The following is a 17,257-nucleotide window of genomic DNA, read 5'->3' as shown; positions in this document are numbered from 1 at the left end:
CGACAGCAGTCCCCGGGCCACCGCCCCTCAAGGACGCAACACCACACCGTTGTGGACCTCAGGTGCGACGGCCGGATCACCCTCCGGACCAGCACCACCATCGCCGCCACGGGTGCCTGACGCCCGCAGCAACAGCCCGCCAACAGCGCCGGGCGCCACCGGCACAGGTGCTGGGACTCGAGACACACATGACGGCGACCGCTCCCAGACAGCGGCGCCCGGGGCCAAAGGCTGTCCCCTCCCGACGCTCCATCATGGGGGAAGGATCCTGATCTGATGACTGCTGCGACACCAGAAACGCCGCCCGAGGCCGCCCCGGAGGCCACGACACCCGGGACGGACGACGCCGGCGTGATCTCGCCGTTCACGCGCTTCGCCTCCGTCCCCGAGGCCACGGGCCTCTACGACCCGGAGAACGAGAAGGACGCCTGCGGCCTCGCCGTCATCGCGACCCTCCGCGGTGAACCCGGCCACGACATCGTCGACGCCGCCCTGACCGCCCTGCGCAACCTCGAGCACCGCGGTGCCGTCGGAGCGGACGAGGGCACCGGCGACGGCGCGGGCCTGCTGACCCAGATCCCGGACGAGTTCTTCCGCGCCGTCGTCGACTTCCACCTGCCATCCGCAGGCTCCTACGTCGTGGGGACCGCCTTCCTCCCGACCGAGGACAAGGAGCAGGCCACCGCGCGGGCCGGCCTCGAGTCGCTCGCCGAGGCCGAGGGGCTCGAGGTGCTCGGTTGGCGCGTGGTGCCCGTGGTCGCCGATCTCGTCGGCGCCATGGCCCGTGCGTGCATGCCGCACTTCGTGCAGCTCTTCCTCGCCCCCCTGGACGGCGACGCCTCCGACCTCGACGCGAAGGCGTTCCGGGTCCGGAAGCGCGCGCAGAACAAGTACGGGGTGTACTTCCCGTCGCTGTCCTCCAGGACCATCGTCTACAAGGGCATGCTGACCACCGCCCAGCTCGAGCCTTTCTACCCCGATCTCTCCGACGAGCGCTTCAAGACCTGCCTCGGCATCGTCCACTCCCGGTTCTCGACCAACACGTTCCCGTCCTGGCCGCTCGCCCAGCCCTTCCGCACCATCGCCCACAACGGCGAGATCAACACGGTGAAGGGCAACCGCAACTGGATGCGCGCCCGGCAGTCGCAGCTGTCCAACCCGCTGCTGGGGGACGCTCCGGAGGAGCTCTACCCCATCTGCACCCCGGGCGCCTCCGACTCCGCGACCTTCGACGAGGTGGCCGAACTCCTGACCCTCTCGGGGCGGCCCATCACGCACTCGATCATGATGATGATCCCGGAGGCGTGGGAGAACCACGCCACCATGGATCCCGCGCGCCGCGCCTTCTACCAGTACCACTCCATGCTCATGGAACCGTGGGACGGGCCCGCCGCGGTGTCCTTCACGGACGGCCGCCTCGTCGGCGCCGTCCTCGACCGCAACGGCCTGCGCCCCGCGCGCTACTGGGTCACCGAGGACGGCCTCGTCATCCTGGCCTCCGAGGTGGGCGTGCTCGACGTCGAACCCTCCCGCGTGGTCCGCAAGGGCCGCGTCTCCCCGGGCAAGATGTTCCTCGTCGACACCGAGGCCGGCCGGCTCATCGAGGACCAGGAGATCAAGGCGGAGATCGCCGCCGCTAACCCGTGGGGCGAGTGGGTCAAGGAGAACCTGATCCAGCTCGAGGACCTCCCCGAACGCGAGCACGTCATCCACACGAAGGCGTCCATCAGCCGGCGCCAGCGCACCTTCGGGTACACGCAGGAGGAGCTGCGCATCCTGCTCGGCCCCATGGCGAAGACCGGAGCGGAACCCCTCGGCGCCATGGGCTCGGACACGCCCATCGCGGTCCTGTCCAAGCGGCCGCGCCTGCTCTTCGACTACTTCGTGCAGTCCTTCGCCCAGGTCACGAACCCGCCGCTGGACTCCATCCGCGAGGAACTCGTCACCTCCATGGGCGTCACGATCGGCCCCGACGGCAACCTGCTGTCCACCGGCCGGGTCCGCTCCAAGCAGATCGCCCTGAAGTTCCCCGTCATCACCAACGACGAGCTGGCGAAGATCGCCAACCTCGAGACCGACGACGGCGACCGCCTGACCGTCCGCGTCCGCGGGCTGTACCGGCACGACGGCGGCGAGGCCGCCCTGCGCGCCCGCCTCGCGGAGATCTGCGAGCAGGTCTCCAGCGCCCTGAACCGCGGCGTCGAGTACGTGGTCCTCTCCGACCGCGACTCGAACGCGCAGTGGGCCCCCATCCCGTCCCTGCTCCTGACCAGCGCCGTCCACCACCACCTCCTCCGGAGCGCCACCCGCACCAAGACCTCCCTCGTGGTCGAGGCCGGCGACGTCCGCGAGGTCCACCACGTCGCGGTGCTGATCGGGTACGGCGCCTCCGCCGTGAACCCGTACCTGGCGATGGAGAGCTGCGAGGAACTGGTCCGCAACAGCGACATCACCGGCGTCAGCGCGGAGGCCGCCGTCGCGCACCTCATCAAGGGTCTCGGCAAGGGCGTCCTGAAGATCATGTCCAAGATGGGCATCTCCACCGTCAGCTCCTACTGCGGCGCGCAGACCTTCGAGGCGCTCGGTCTGTCGCAGGAGCTCGTGGACGAGTACTTCCACGGCACCCAGACGCAGCTCGGCGGCATCGGCCTCGACGTCGTCGCCGCCGAGACCGCGGCCCGGCACGACAGCGCCTACCCCGAGGACGGCATCGAGGACCCGCACCGCGGCCTCGACAACGGCGGCGAGTACCAGTGGCGCCGCGAGGGCCCGCCGCACCTCTTCAACCCGGAGACCGTCTTCCGCCTGCAGCACGCCACCCGCGAACGGCGCTACGACATCTTCAAGGCCTACACGCGCGGCGTCGACGACCAGTCGAAGGACCTCATGACGCTCCGCGGGATGCTGCGGCTCCGCGGCGACGCCCGCGCGCCGATCGCCATCGACGAGGTGGAGCCCGTCTCGTCCATCGTCAAGCGGTTCTCCACCGGCGCCATGAGCTACGGCTCCATCTCGCAGGAGGCCCACGAGACGCTCGCCATCGCGATGAACCGCCTCGGCGCCAAGTCCAACACGGGCGAGGGCGGCGAGGACGTCGACCGCCTGCTGGACCCGGAGCGCCGCTCCGCGATCAAGCAGGTGGCCTCCGGCCGGTTCGGCGTCACGAGCCTCTACCTGACCAACGCGGACGACATCCAGATCAAGATGGCGCAGGGGGCCAAGCCCGGCGAGGGCGGGCAGCTCATGAGCCAGAAGGTCTACCCGTGGATCGCCCGCACGCGGCACTCCACGCCCGGCGTCGCCCTGATCTCCCCGCCGCCCCACCACGACATCTACTCGATCGAGGACCTCGCCCAGCTCATCTACGACCTCAAGCGGGCCAACCCGAGCGCCCGCGTCCACGTGAAGCTGGTCTCCGAGGTGGGCATCGGCACGGTCGCGGCGGGCGTCACGAAGGCCAAGGCCGACGTCGTCCTGGTGTCCGGGCACGACGGCGGGACCGGCGCCAGCCCGCTCAACTCCCTGAAGCACGCCGGCGTCCCCTGGGAACTCGGCCTGGCCGAGACGCAGCAGACGCTGATGCTCAACGGCCTCCGCGACCGCGTGGTGGTCCAGGTGGACGGCCAGCTCAAGACGGGGCGCGACGTCGTCATCGCGGCCCTGCTGGGCGGCGAGGAGTTCGGGTTCGCCACGGCGCCGCTCGTGGTCTCCGGCTGCATCATGATGCGCGTGTGCCACCTGGACACCTGCCCCGTGGGGGTCGCGACGCAGAACCCGGAGCTCCGCAGCCGCTTCACGGGGAAGCCCGAGTTCGTCGTCAACTTCTTCGAGTTCATCGCCGAGGAGGTCCGCGAGCTCCTCGCCGAGCTCGGCTTCCGGACCCTCGAGGAGGCCATCGGCCACAGCGAGCTGCTCGACGCCCGGGAGGCGATCGAGCACTGGAAGGCCGACGGCCTGGACCTCGAGCCCATCCTGCGCGGCAACGAGTTCGGCACGGGGGAGCCGCTGCGGAACATGCTGCCGCAGAACCACGAACTGGACCAGCACTTCGACAACAAGCTCATCGAGATGAGCGCCGACGCGCTGCTCCACCGCGCGCCCGTGCGGATCTCGGTCGACGTCGTCAACACGGACCGTTCGGTGGGCACGATGCTCGGCCACGAGGTCACCCGCACCTTCGGGCTCGACACGCTCCCCACGAACACCATCGACGTGACGCTCACCGGGCAGGCCGGGCAGTCGTTGGGCGCGTTCCTGCCCGCCGGTATCACCCTCCGGCTCCTCGGCGACTCCAACGACTACGTGGGCAAGGGGCTCTCCGGGGGGCGCATCATCGTGCGCCCCGACCGCGCCAACGTGTTCCGTGCCGACCACAACGTGATCGCCGGCAACGTCATCGGCTACGGGGCGACCAGCGGCGAGATGTTCCTGCGCGGACAGGTGGGGGAGCGCTTCCTCGTCCGGAACTCCGGGGCGACCGCCGTCGCCGAGGGCATCGGCGACCACGGCTGCGAGTACATGACCGGCGGCCAGGCGCTCATCCTCGGCCGGACCGGCCGGAACTTCGGCGCCGGCATGTCCGGCGGCACGGCGTTCGTCCTGGATCTCGACCGTGCCCGGGTCAACCGGCAGAGCCTCGAGAACGGCGAGCTGCTGCTCGTCGGCCTCGACGCGGAGGACGTCGAGATCGTCCGGCAGCTGCTCATCCGGCACGTCGAGGAGACCGGGTCCACCCTCGCCGAGAGCCTCCTCGGCTCCTTCGAGGACACCATCGCACGATTCACCAAGGTCCTGCCGCGCGACTACGCCGCGGTGCTGGACGCCCGCGCCACCGCCGTCGAGCAGGGTCTCGACCCCGACGGCGAAGAGGCGTGGACCAAGATCCTGGAGGTAACCGGTGGCTGACCCACGCGGATTTCTGAAGGTGCGCGAGCGCCAGACCCAGCCACGCCGGCCGGTCCCGGTCCGCATCATGGACTGGAAGGAAGTGTACGAGGCGCAGGAGAAGGGCGTCCTGAAGGCGCAGGCGGGCCGCTGCATGGACTGCGGCATCCCGTTCTGCCACCAGGGCTGCCCGCTCGGCAACCTCATCCCCGAGTGGAACGACCTCACGTTCCGCGAGAAGGGCCGCGAGGCGATCGAGCGCCTGCACGCCACGAACAACTTCCCCGAATTCACCGGCAGGCTCTGCCCCGCACCGTGTGAGTCCTCGTGCGTGCTCGGCATCAACCAGGACCCGGTGACCATCAAGCAGGTCGAGGTGTCCATCGCCGACCAGGCGTTCGAGGAGGGCTGGGTGGAACCACACCCGCCCGAGCGCCTCACGGGACGCACGATCGCCGTCGTCGGATCGGGACCCGCAGGCCTCGCCGCCGCGCAGCAGCTCACCCGGGCCGGCCACACCGTGGCCGTGTACGAGCGCGACGACCGCATCGGCGGCCTGCTGCGCTACGGCATCCCCGACTTCAAGATGGAGAAGATCCACCTCGAGCGGCGCCTGGAGCAGATGACGGCCGAGGGGACCCGCTTCCGCACCGGCGTCGCCGTGGGCAAGGACATCAGCTGGGGTCAGCTCAAGCGGCGCTACGACGCCGTGATCGTCGCCACCGGCGCCACCGTCCCGCGCGACCTGCCCATCCCCGGGCGGGAGCTCGACGGCGTGCACTTCGCGATGGACTACCTCGTGCAGGCCAACCGCGTGGTCGCCGGCGAACAGGTCGAGGACCAGATCCACGCCGAGGGCAAGCACGTCGTCATCCTCGGCGGCGGCGACACCGGGGCGGACTGCCTCGGCACCGCGCACCGCCAGAAGGCCGCGTCCGTCACGACGCTCGCGATCGGCCAGCAGCCCTCCGCCGAACGGCGCCCCGACCAGCCGTGGCCCACGTTCCCCACGCTCTTCGACATCGCCAGCGCCCACGAGGAGGGCGGTGAACGCCGCTACCTCGCGTCCACCGTCGAGTTCGTCGGTGAGCACGGCGTGCTGCGCGCCATCAAGGTCGCGGAGACCGAGTTCGTCGACGGTCGCCGCGTCCCGAAGGCAGGGTCGGAACGCGAGATCCCCGCGGACCTCGTGTTCCTCTCCCTCGGCTTCACGGGCGCCGAGCCGGCCGGCATCACCGAGCAGGTCGAGGCCGCGTTCGACGACCACGGGAACGTGGCGCGGGACGGCTACTACATGACCAACACCCCCGGGGTCTTCTCCGCGGGCGACGCCGGCCGCGGCCAGTCCCTGATCGTCTGGGCCATCGCCGAGGGCCGCGCCTGCGCCGCCGCCGTGGACCAGTGGCTCATGGGCTCCACCCGGCTGCCGGCGCCCGTCGCCCCGAGCGACCGCTCCATCGCCGTCCTCTGAGGGCTGCCACCACTTTTCCTCCGACTTTCCCTCCGACCAACACGACTAGGCTAGGTTTCATGAGACGCGCAAAAATCGTTGCAACATTCGGCCCCGCAATCGCCAGCTATGAGAACACGCTCGCCGTGCTCGAGGCGGGCGTCGACGTCGCCCGGATGAACATGAGCCACGGCGACTACGCCGTGCACAGCAGCACCTACGAGAACGTCCGGCGTGCGTCGGCGGAGCTCGGCAAGCCCGTCGGTATCTTCGCCGACCTGCAGGGCCCGAAGATCCGCCTCGGCCGGTTCGTCGACGGCCCCCACGCGCTGTCCCCCGGGGACGTCTTCACCATCACCGTCGAGGACATCGAGGGTACGCAGGAGATCTGCTCGACGACGTTCAAGGGCCTGCCCCACGACGTCAACGTCGGCGACCTGCTCCTCATCGACGACGGCAAGGTCACCCTCCGCGCCACCGAGGTCGACGACGTCAAGGTCGTCACCGAGGTCGTCATCGGCGGCATGGTCTCGAACAACAAGGGCATCAACCTGCCCGGCGTGGCCGTCAACGTGCCCGCCCTCAGCGAGAAGGACGAGGACGACCTCCGCTGGGCCATCCAGATCGGCGTCGACATGGTCGCCCTGTCCTTCGTCCGCGACGCCGGCGACGTCAAGCGCGTCCACGAGATCATGGACGAAGAGGGACGCCGCGTCCCGGTCATCGCCAAGATCGAGAAGCCCCAGGCCGTCGACGCCCTCGAGGAGATCATCGACGCGTTCGACGCCATCATGGTGGCCCGCGGTGACCTCGGCGTCGAACTGCCCCTGCAGGACGTCCCGATCGTGCAGAAGCGCGCCGTCGAGCTCGCCCGCCGCTGGGCCAAGCCCGTCATCGTCGCCACGCAGGTCCTCGAATCCATGATCGACAACCCGCGCCCCACCCGCGCCGAGGCCTCCGACTGCGCCAACGCCGTCCTCGACGGCGCGGACGCCGTCATGCTCTCGGGCGAGACGAGCGTCGGCAAGTACCCGATGGAGACGGTCCGCACCATGGCCGACATCATCGAGTCCACCGAGCGCCACGGCCTCGAGCGGGTCCCCCCGCTCGGCAGCAAGCCGAAGACCCGCGGCGGCGCCATCACCCGCGCCGCCGTCGAGATCTCCGACCAGCTCGACGCCAAGTACATCTGCACGTTCACCCAGTCCGGCGACTCGGCACGGCGCCTGTCCCGCCTGCGCCCCAAGAAGCCGGTCTTCGCTTTCACCCCGGTGCAGTCGACGCTGAACGCCATGTCCCTCATCTGGGGCGTCCAGCCCCGGCTCGTCCCGTTCGTCGAGCACACGGACCAGATGACCGCCCAGGTGGACCGCGTCCTCTTCGAGCAGGGCCTCGTCGAGGTGGACGACCTCGTGGTCATCGCCGCCGGGTCCCCTCCCGGACAGGCCGGTTCCACCAACTCCCTGAAGGTGCACCGCGTCGGCGACATCACCGACGCCGGCCAGCTGCCCGACGACCACACGTCCTACATCAAGGAGGGCGTCGGTCCCTGGCCCGTCAAGAAGAAGTAGCCTGACCCGCAGCACCGACGACAGGACCCCCTCCCGATCCGGGAGGGGGTCCTGTCGTATCCGTGCGCTCGGATGCCGCGGTCAGTTGACCTGGTTGATGATCGTCTCCGCGACCTCGCGCATGCTCAGGCGACGGTCCATGGAGGTCTTCTGGATCCAGCGGAACGCCTCGGGCTCGGTGAGGCCCATCTTCGTGGTCAGGAGACTCTTGGCGCGCTCGACGAGCTTGCGGGTGGCGAACTGCTCCTGCAGGTCGCTCACCTCGGCCTCGAGCGCCGTGATCTCCTCGTGGCGGGACATCGCGATCTCGATCGCCGGGATGAGGTCGGCCGGGGTGAAGGGCTTCACCACGTAGGCCATGGCGCCGGCGTCGCGCGCCCGCTCGATGAGTTCCTTCTGGCTGAACGCGGTGAGTAGGACCACGGGCGCGATGCGCGCCTTGACGATCTGCTCGGCCGCGGTGATCCCGTCCATGACCGGCATCTTGACGTCCATGAGCACCAGGTCCGGCTTGTGCTCCTGGGCGAGCGCGACGGCCTTCTCGCCGTTGTCGGCCTCGGCCACGACCTCGTAGCCCTCCCCGCGCAGGATCTCGATGATGTCGAGCCGGATGAGCGTCTCGTCCTCGGCCACGATGACCCGGCGTGCGGGCCCGGCGGGCGTGGATTCGGTGGGTTCGGACACTGTTGCTCCTTGATGACGGCGGCGTACGGGGGGTCCGGGGAAGGGCGTGCATCCGGTCCCGCGCCAAGCCTATCGGCATGTAGAGTGGATTCGCGCACCGGCCGTTCAGGAAGTCACCCCTTCGGCGGCCGCGGCAGGTACGGCCCGAATGGCGGAATTGGCAGACGCGCTGCACTCAAAATGCAGTATCGAGAGGTGTGTGGGTTCGAGTCCCACTTCGGGCACCGAGATCCCCGGTCGGCGCCGGCCGCCCGGGAGCGGCCGGGGTCACGCCGCCAGGCAGCCGCCGTTCCGTGACAATCTGCCCGAACCGGCCCTTACGTACGGGTTTCGCAGGGTGTACCGTTTGGGGCTCATTCAGCTTCACACTCCGGCCCCGACAGCGGGTATCTGCACCCGCCGGCCGCACTCCTGCCCTCCGCCCGCTCATCAGACCCAGGCCGAGGTGACACCCCGCGACATCAGTCGACTCAAGGAAGAATCGTGATGGATGTTTTTGAGGACCTCGAATCGAACGTCCGCTCCTACTGCCGCACCTGGGACACCGTCTTCGCCCGTGCCGACGGAAGCAGGGTATACGGCGAGGACGGGAGGGGCTACGTCGATTTCTTCTCCGGCGCGGGAGCGCTGAACTACGGCCACAACAATCCCCTCCTGCTGCGGCCGCTCCTGAGATACCTGGAATCAGGGGCGATCGTCCATTCCCTCGACATGAAGACCCAGGCGAAACGGAGGTTCCTGGAAGCCTTCCGGGACCTCGTCCTCATTCCGCGCGAGCTGGACTACAAGGTCATGTTCACCGGGCCGACCGGCACCAACGCCGTCGAGGCCGCCCTGAAGCTCGCCCGCAAGGTCACCGGCAGGCACCACGTCCTCGGCTTCACCAACGCCTTCCACGGCATGACCCTGGGCTCGCTGTCCGTGACAGGCAACTCCATGAAGCGCCGGGGTGCGGGCATTCCCCTGAACAACACGTCGAGCATTCCGTACGACGGATACCTTCCCCCCGGAACCGACGATCTCATCTGGTTGCGTCAGATCCTCGCGGACAGCGGGTCGGGCGTGGACAAGCCGGCAGCGGTGATCGTCGAGACCGTGCAGGGCGAAGGCGGACTCCGGGCGGCGCGGGCAGCATGGCTCCACGATCTGTCCGAGGTCTGCCGGGCGCACGGTGTCCTCCTGATCGTCGACGATGTCCAGGCCGGATGCGGGCGGACCGGGACGTTCTTCAGTTTCGAACCCGCCGGCATCACCCCCGACATCGTGTGCCTGTCGAAGTCCATCTCGGGGTACGGGCTGCCACTCGCCCTGACGCTATTCAGGCCGGAACTGGATCTCTGGCAACCCGGAGAGCACAACGGCACCTTCCGCGGGCACAACCCCGCCTTCGTCACCGCTACCGCAGCCCTGGAGACCTATTGGGCCGACACCGGACTCCAGGAGCGGGTTGCCGCCCGAACCGCGGAACTGAGGGAAGGGCTCGAGGAGATCGCCGGCTGGTCCGACGGCGCACAGGTCCGAGGCCGGGGACTGCTCGCGGGGATCTTCTATCCCGATACGCGGACCGCGGCGAGGATAGCCCGACAGTCCTTCGCCGCCGGGCTGCTCGTGGAGACGTCGGGTCCGGAGAGCGAGGTGATCAAGGTCATGCCACCGCTGACCATCAGCGCCGAGGACCTCGCCACGGGCCTCGACCTGCTCGCCGGGGCGGCGACGACCGCGACGCGTGAAGCATCCCTGGCCCCCAGCAGGTGACGGATCAGCAGGGGATCACTGCGTCGCCGGTGTGCCCTGGGCGAAAGCCATTGTGGCGTGGCCGAGGGCTGCGGCCATCTCGGCGACGAGGTCGAGGTCGACATTGTCCACGTCGTCACAGCTGCGGTGGTAGCACGGGTCATGTGCGACGCCCGCCTCGCCGCCCTGCTCCTCGGCTTCGGTAGCGGACTTCATACCGACATCACCCGCGAACAGGCCGCCCACGGCGATGCCGGCGTCCTGGAAGGCGTCGTAGTCGGAACCACCATCGAAGGCGGTGGCTTCGACGGGCAGCTCCACCGCGGAGAAGTAATCGCGGAACACCTTCTCGATCTGATCCGATCCTTCCGGAGGACGCCCCCCGAACTCGGATCCGTCCCCGTCGTGGACGAAGCGGGCACCATTGGGCGAACCTGCCATGTCGATGTTCAGGTTCAGAACGGTCTGATCGCGCTCGTCGTCGGTCAGCTGCTCGACGTACTGCTTCGAGCCCTCGAGGCCGTCCTCCTCCGCACCCCAGAAGGCGAATCGCACGCGGTTGCGTAGCTCTCCACCCGACGCGGCGACCCACCGAGCGATCTCGAGGACCGCCGCCACGCCGCTGCCGTTGTCGTTGATGCCGGGTCCGTCGCGCACGGAATCCAGATGAGCTCCCACGACGATCGTGTGGGCCCCGTCCCCGGCCGTGTCCGCCAGGACGTTGAAGGAGTCGATCCGCTCGGCGTCGCGTCCGTGCCCGAAGGTGAAGGGCTGCCGGACGGGCGCATAGCCGGCGTCCCTCAGGACCTCCTCGACATACTCCGCCGACGCACTGTACCCGGACGTGCCCGCAGTGCGGTTCCCGCCGTTCCCGTCCGCGATCTCCTGGAGGGCGGCGAGGTGCTCCGCGTAGTCCGCGTTCTCCAGCGCCTGGCGCATGGGCGCGTTCGACGTCGGATGGGGTACGAGCGGAAAGGGCGACTGGCTCGCGGCCGCGCCGAACCACACCGCGACGGCGAGGGTGACGGCGAGGGCGAGGGCGACGAGAACCGCTTTACCGGACGTGGCTCGCATGCACTGAACCCTAGACCTGCGCCGCCGCGATCGAAAGGACTCGTCCCGGTGCGCTCGCGCGGGGTCGGACGCCCGGAACGAGGCCGCGCCGCAGGCTCCGGCGAGTGGACTACGTGGCACCGCCAGGGAAGTCAGGTGGCTTAGGACCCTTCCCGGGGGATGCGGGCCGACAGTACGATCGCCACACTTTCCGCCCTCCATCGAACGGAATTCGGCATGGAAGTTCAGCCGCCCGCTGACGAAGCGGCCGGGCACGCTTCGGAACTGGACGTACGACACGGCCCGCACTCATCCGTCCACCTACCCCTGTCCCGCTCCGTAGGGCCGTCGCGCTCCGCTCCACCACCCACCGGCAGCGTGATCGTTCAGAAGTTCGGGGGCTCGTCGGTGAAGGACGCGGCGGGGATCCGGCGCGCGGCCCGGCGCATGGCAAGCACCCACTCGGCCGGGTACAAAGTGGTGGGTGTGGTGTCGGCCATGGGGGACACCACGGACGAGCTGCTGGACCTTGCTCGGAGCGTGTCTCCCCGTCCCCGGCAGAAGCACCTCGATGCCCTCCTCTCCACCGGCGAGATCATCCCCATGACACTGCTGGTCATGGCCCTTGCCGATCTCGGCGTCAAAGCAGTTCCTTTCACGGGAGAACGAGCCGGTCTGATCACCGACCACGTTCATGGGGACGCTCGCATCATCGACATGAGACCCCACAGGGTCGCGGAGTGCCTCGACCGTGGAGAGATCGCGGTCGTCGCGGGTTTCCAGGGCGGTGCAGGGAAGAAGAAGAAGACCACCACTTTGGGCAGAGGGGGGTCCGACCTGACTGCCGTGGCACTTGCCGCCGCTCTGGACGCAAGCATCTGTGAGATCTACACCGACGTCGACGGCGTGCACTCGGCCGACCCGCGGATCGTGCCCCGGGCTCGGAAGATCGAGGTCCTCTCGAGCGAGGAGATGCTCGAATTCTCCGCCTCCGGGGCCAAGATCCTGCACCTGCGGTGCGTCGAGTACGCCCATCGGTTCCACGTCCCTCTTCATGTCCGTTCCGCCTTCACCGATGCACCCGGAACCCTCGTCCTCCCGAGCTCGGACGGTCACTGGGACAGGTCGGCGAAGGAGCATCCCGTGGTGTCGGCGGTGACGAGCAACAACTCTGCCGCAACGATCACGGTGGTCGACGTCCCGCGGAGTCCGGAAGCGACATCACGCATCTTCGGGGACCTCGCGGAATGCGGGCTCTCGGTCAGCATGATCGCCCGATCGGCACACGCGGCCGCTGATGGCAGATCCAGCGTCGTGTTCACCCTTCCGGCCGTCGATGTCCCGATTGCTCTCGCTACCCTCTCGGCCAGTCGGGAACAGACCGGCTGCGGACGGGCAGAAGTCCGGGACTCCATGGGCCGCATCACCGTCTCGGGCGTGGGGATGCGCTCATCCGCAGGGGTGCTGCGCGTGTTCTTCAGGGTTCTCTCGGACGCCGCCGTTCCCGTCCTGCTGGTCGAGACATCGGATCTGTCCCTTTCAGCCGTGGTTCCGGCCGGTCGCCTCGGCGAAGCGGTACGCGGTCTCGAAGTGGCCTTCGGCCTCGGAGGGACACCGGAGCACCTTCCAGCGCTCGAGCACCGAGACGCGGTCACTGTGCCGGGAACGGCAGACGGGTTCACACATGTATGAGGCGACATCACGACGTGGGTCCACCACTCGATCCGACCGACCGGCGTCCGGCCGAGGAAGAACGGGGTCGGAACGTCGAGCAGCACCACGGTCGGTCGTCCATGATCGAGGCGCACGATGGACGCCGGGGGAGCGGTTGGACACGCTCTTCGAAGCGCGGTGCGATCAGATCCACGACGCCCTGGGTGCCGGTCACCTGGCGGTCGACGCGGACGGCACGTCGCTCACCTATCGTGAACTCGATCAGGCGGCCAACAGGCTCGCCCGCTACCTGCAGGCCGGCGGGATCGTCCCCGGGGCGCGGGTGGGGCTCATGTTCGACACTCCGTGGCGCGCCTACGCTGCCATGCTTGCGGTCCTGAAGGTCCACGCGACATATGTGCCGCTCGACCCGGGTTTCCCCGCGGACAGGCTGAAGTACATCATCGATGACGCGGACGTGTCCCTGACGCTCACACTGTCCCACCTGGCAGGTTCGCTGCCCCGCGAGGCACGGATCATCAGCCTGGACCTGGCAGCACCGGACATCGAGGACCAGGACCCTGCACGCCGGACGGACCTCCCTGCCGTGGAGGACTCCGACGACCTCGCCTACATCATCTACACGTCGGGCTCCACGGGCCGCCCGAAGGGGGTCGAGATCACGCACTCCAGCATCTGCAACTTCGTGCAGGTTGCCGCCGAGGTCTACGGCATCGAACCCCGCGACCGCGTCTACCAGGGAATGACGATCGCCTTCGACTTCTCCGTCGAGGAGATCTGGGTTCCCTGGATGGCCGGGGCCACGCTGGTGCCCAAACCGCAGGGAGCCGGTCTGCTGGGCGCCGACCTCGCGGAGTTCATCCGGGACAACACCGTCACGGCGCTGTGCTGCGTGCCGACACTGCTGGCGACCATCGACGAAGACCTGCCCGACCTGCGGTTCCTGCTCGTTTCCGGAGAGGCCTGCCCACGCGACCTCATCGCCCGATGGCACAGGCCGGGCAGGCGGTTCCTGAACGTGTACGGACCCACCGAAGCCACCGTCACAGCAACATGGTCCGTCGCCGACCCGCACAGGACGGTGACCCTGGGTCAGCCCCTGCCGACCTACACGGCCGTCATCCTGGACCCGGAACGTCCTCAGGAGCTTCCGCACGGCGAGGTCGGAGAGATCGCCCTGGCCGGGATCGGGCTCGCCCGCGGCTACGTGAATCGCCAGGACCTCACCGATCGTGCCTTCATCCCCGACTTCCTCGATCTCGCCGACAACCCCTCGCACCGGATCTACCGAACCGGTGACCTGGGCAGGATCAATGACGAGGGCCAGATCGACTACCTCGGACGAATCGACACCCAGGTGAAGGTCCGCGGCTACCGGATCGAACTCACCGAGATCGAATCAACGATGCTCCAGGTACCAGGGATCGCGCAGGCGGTCGCGAGCTCGTACGAACCCGAACCGGGTTATGTGGAACTGGTGGCCCATTACAGTCTGCGTGGGGACACCGAGAGCATCGATGAAGGCCTGCTGCGGGCGTTCCTCCGCGAACGACTGCCCGGATACATGGTCCCGGCCTACATCGACCGTCTCGACGTGATCCCCATGCTCACCAGTGGCAAGGCGGATCGGAAGAGCCTCCCGAAGCCGCACGGTCAGCGCAGTTCGGCGACGAGCAACGCCTACGTACCACCCGCGACGGACCTGGAGAAAGCCCTCGCCGAAGCGCTGGCGCAGGTGCTGCACGTCGACAAGGTCTCGGTGGGGGATCACTTCTTCGACGACCTGGGAGCCAACTCCCTCCTGCTGGCCCACTTCGCAGCGCTCCTGCGACGCAAGGAGGAGTTACCGCCGATCGCCATGCGGGAGATGTACCAAAATCCGACGATCACGACCCTGGCCGGCGCGATTGCCGCGGAGGGCACAGTGACGACAGGAGCCTCCCCGTACGACGCCGGCCCTCCGGTCGTGGCCTCCACCGCCCAGTACCTGATCTGCGGGACCCTCCAGGCGCTGTGCTTCCTCCTGGTGGCTTTCGCGGCGTCCTCGATCCTGCTCGCCGGCTTCCTGTACGCCTCCGCAGGGGAGACCGCCGTCGAGGTACTGGGACGGGCCTTCCTGTACGGCACGGTCACCTTCACGGTGCTCTGCGTGCTGCCCATCGCGGCGAAGTGGGTCCTGGTGGGGCGGTGGAGAGTCGAGGAGATCCCGGTCTGGTCATTGCGCTACCTGCGCTTCTGGGCCGTCAAAGCCCTCATCCGGGGGAACCCGCTGCGGATGTTCGTCGGCACTCCTGTCTACGTCCTCTACCTACGGGCACTGGGGGCGAAGATCGGACCGAGGGTCGCCATCTTCGCCGCAGCCGTCCCCGTCTGCACCGATCTGCTGACCATCGGAGAGGAGACGGTGGTCAGGAAGGACTCGTCGTTCACCTGTTACCGCGCATACCGCGGAAGGATCCAGACCGGCCCGGTGACGATCGGAACGAACGCAGTCATCGGCGAGGCGTCGGTCCTGGACATCGGCGCGTCCGTCGGGAACTCGGCGCAACTCGGCCACGCGTCCTCGCTCCACGCATCACAATCCGTTCCGGACGGACAGTCCTGGGAAGGCTCACCCGCCCGACGCTGCACCTCCGACTTCCGCCTCGTGGACCCGGCACCCTGCAGTACGCGACGGCGCGTCACCTATGGCTGCGTCACGGTCTTCAACCGTCTGGTGCTCCTTGCCCCGATCGGGCTCGGTTCGCTGTCCCTGCTGCTCCCGCAGTATTTCGCGACCGACCACCTCGACCATTCCGACGCCCTCTTCTACGTGGAGCTCCTCGGCATCTCCTTCATCCTCTTCTTCGGGCTCGTCATCACGGGCCTCCTCGTCCTCGCCACGGTCCCGCGGCTGCTCAACCGTGCCGTGACCCCCGACAGGGTGTATCCCCTCTACAGCTGGCCCTATGCGGCGCAGCGCGCCATCGCGCGGATGACGAATCTCCGCTTCTACATGGAACTCAGCGGTGACAGTTCGCTCATCGTGCACTACCTCCGGCTGCTCGGGTACAAACAACCCGGCCTGGTCCAGACCGGGTCGAACTTCGGTGTCGCCCTCAAACACGAGAACCCCTTCGCTGTCACCATCGGCAGCGGGACGATGGTGGCCGACGGACTGTCCATCATGAATGCCGACGTCTCCAGTAGCTCCTTCAGGATCTCGCCCACAGTCGTGGGGGCCAGCAGCTTCTTCGGCAACAACATCGTGTACCCCCCCACGGCCAGTACAGCCGAGAACTGCCTGCTGGCCACCAAGGTCATGGTGCCCCTCGGAGGCCCCGATCGGCGGGACGTCGGCCTGCTGGGCTCCCCGGCCTTCGAGATACCCCGTTCCGTCCAGCGCGACAGCGAGTTCAAATGGATCGACCCGGTCCGGCTCAGGACCGAACTCAGGGCGAAGAACCGCCACAACGGCGTGACCATCGCCTATTTCCTCATCAGCAGGTGGATACTCACGTTCGTCGCGCTCCTGCTCAGCTCGTTCAGCATGGTGCACTTCACCGTCCTGGGTGTGCTCGCCGTCGCCGCGGGTTTCGTCTCGCTGCTCCTCTTCACCGCCGTGTACTTCATCCTCATCGAGCGGGCTTCTCTGGGCTTCGGTCGCCTCGAACCCCTGTTCTGTTCGATCTACGACCAGCGCTTCTGGCGTCATGAACGGTTCTGGAAGCTCAGCGCCACGAACTATCTGGAGATCTTCAACGGGACACCGTTCAAGAACCTCATCTGGAAGCTGCTCGGCGTGCGCATCGGCCGACGCGTGTTCGACGACGGCTGTTCCATACCCGAGAAGACCATCGTCTCGATCGGTGACGACTGCACGCTGAACGCCCTGAGCACCATCCAGTGCCACTCCATGGAGGACGGCGCCTTCAAGGTCGACGGGATCTCGATCGGCTCCGGCTGCACCATCGGGGTCAACGCCTTCATCCACTACGGGGTCACCATGCAGGACTCCGCGGTCCTCGAGCCCGACTCGTTCCTCATGAAGGGCCAGACCCTTCCTCCCGGTTCGATCTTCGGTGGGAACCCGGCCCAGGAGATCCGCCGGCCGTCCGAGGGCACCGGTCCGTCGGGACGCAGTGCCACTGTCACGGGGACACCACCGAGGACGGCGACGATCCCGCGGCAGTGAACGGGGGCCGTGCGGGACCTCAGCCTGCTGGCC

General features: G+C 68.2%; 8 protein-coding genes and 1 tRNA gene. 7 read left to right on the top strand and 2 right to left on the bottom strand.

Annotated elements, in window-relative coordinates:
• The first annotated feature begins 276 nt into the window (after window positions 1-276).
• The 3 genes from gltB to pyk are packed head-to-tail and all read left to right on the top strand — an operon-like array spanning window position 277 to window position 7,905.
• Window positions 277-4,905 carry a glutamate synthase large subunit gene (gltB, locus tag C4K88_RS05175; protein ID WP_104120560.1) on the top strand — a complete coding sequence of 1,543 codons (4,629 nt, stop codon included), beginning with the start codon at window positions 277-279 and terminating at the stop codon, window positions 4,903-4,905.
• A complete protein-coding gene (locus C4K88_RS05170; RefSeq protein ID WP_104120559.1) occupies window positions 4,898-6,355 on the top strand; it encodes a glutamate synthase subunit beta in 1,458 nt (485 codons plus the stop codon). Before gltB ends, C4K88_RS05170 begins: the two co-directional genes overlap by 8 nt.
• Window positions 6,356-6,414: 59 nt before the next feature.
• Window positions 6,415-7,905, top strand: a complete 1,491-nt coding sequence (pyk, locus tag C4K88_RS05165; RefSeq protein ID WP_104120558.1) for a pyruvate kinase — start codon at window positions 6,415-6,417, stop codon at window positions 7,903-7,905.
• 81 nt (window positions 7,906-7,986) lie between these two features.
• Here pyk and C4K88_RS05160 read toward each other — a convergent pair whose 3' ends face one another.
• A complete protein-coding gene (locus C4K88_RS05160) occupies window positions 7,987-8,589 on the bottom strand; it encodes an ANTAR domain-containing response regulator (RefSeq protein ID WP_104120557.1) in 603 nt (200 codons plus the stop codon).
• Between the two features lie 142 nt (window positions 8,590-8,731).
• Between C4K88_RS05160 and C4K88_RS05155 the strand changes: the two genes are divergently transcribed.
• Window positions 8,732-8,813 (top strand) — tRNA-Leu (locus C4K88_RS05155).
• 262 nt (window positions 8,814-9,075) lie between these two features.
• The gene (ectB, locus tag C4K88_RS05150; RefSeq protein WP_104120556.1) at window positions 9,076-10,344 is read left to right on the top strand and encodes a diaminobutyrate--2-oxoglutarate transaminase; all 1,269 of its coding nucleotides are present in this window, start codon (window positions 9,076-9,078) and stop codon (window positions 10,342-10,344) included.
• Between the two features lie 15 nt (window positions 10,345-10,359).
• Here the strand turns inward: ectB and C4K88_RS05145 are convergent, their stop codons facing one another.
• Window positions 10,360-11,397 carry a M20/M25/M40 family metallo-hydrolase gene (locus tag C4K88_RS05145; RefSeq protein WP_104120555.1) on the bottom strand — a complete coding sequence of 346 codons (1,038 nt, stop codon included), beginning with the start codon at window positions 11,395-11,397 and terminating at the stop codon, window positions 10,360-10,362.
• Between the two features lie 357 nt (window positions 11,398-11,754).
• Here C4K88_RS05145 and C4K88_RS05140 point away from each other — a divergent pair, with 357 nt between their 5' ends.
• Both C4K88_RS05140 and C4K88_RS05135 read left to right on the top strand, forming a co-directional pair.
• The gene (locus C4K88_RS05140; protein WP_241521716.1) at window positions 11,755-13,068 is read left to right on the top strand and encodes an aspartate kinase; all 1,314 of its coding nucleotides are present in this window, start codon (window positions 11,755-11,757) and stop codon (window positions 13,066-13,068) included.
• Window positions 13,069-13,204: 136 nt separating this feature from the next.
• Window positions 13,205-17,224, top strand: coding sequence for a Pls/PosA family non-ribosomal peptide synthetase (locus C4K88_RS05135; RefSeq protein ID WP_241521715.1), 4,020 nt, complete (start codon window positions 13,205-13,207; stop codon window positions 17,222-17,224).
• Window positions 17,225-17,257: the final 33 nt, after the last annotated feature.

It is taken from the genome of Arthrobacter pityocampae (genome assembly GCF_002927275.1).
GTDB classification, from domain to species: Bacteria; Actinomycetota; Actinomycetes; order Actinomycetales; family Micrococcaceae; genus Arthrobacter_D; species Arthrobacter_D pityocampae.
This window is presented reverse-complemented; position numbering and strand designations above follow the sequence as displayed.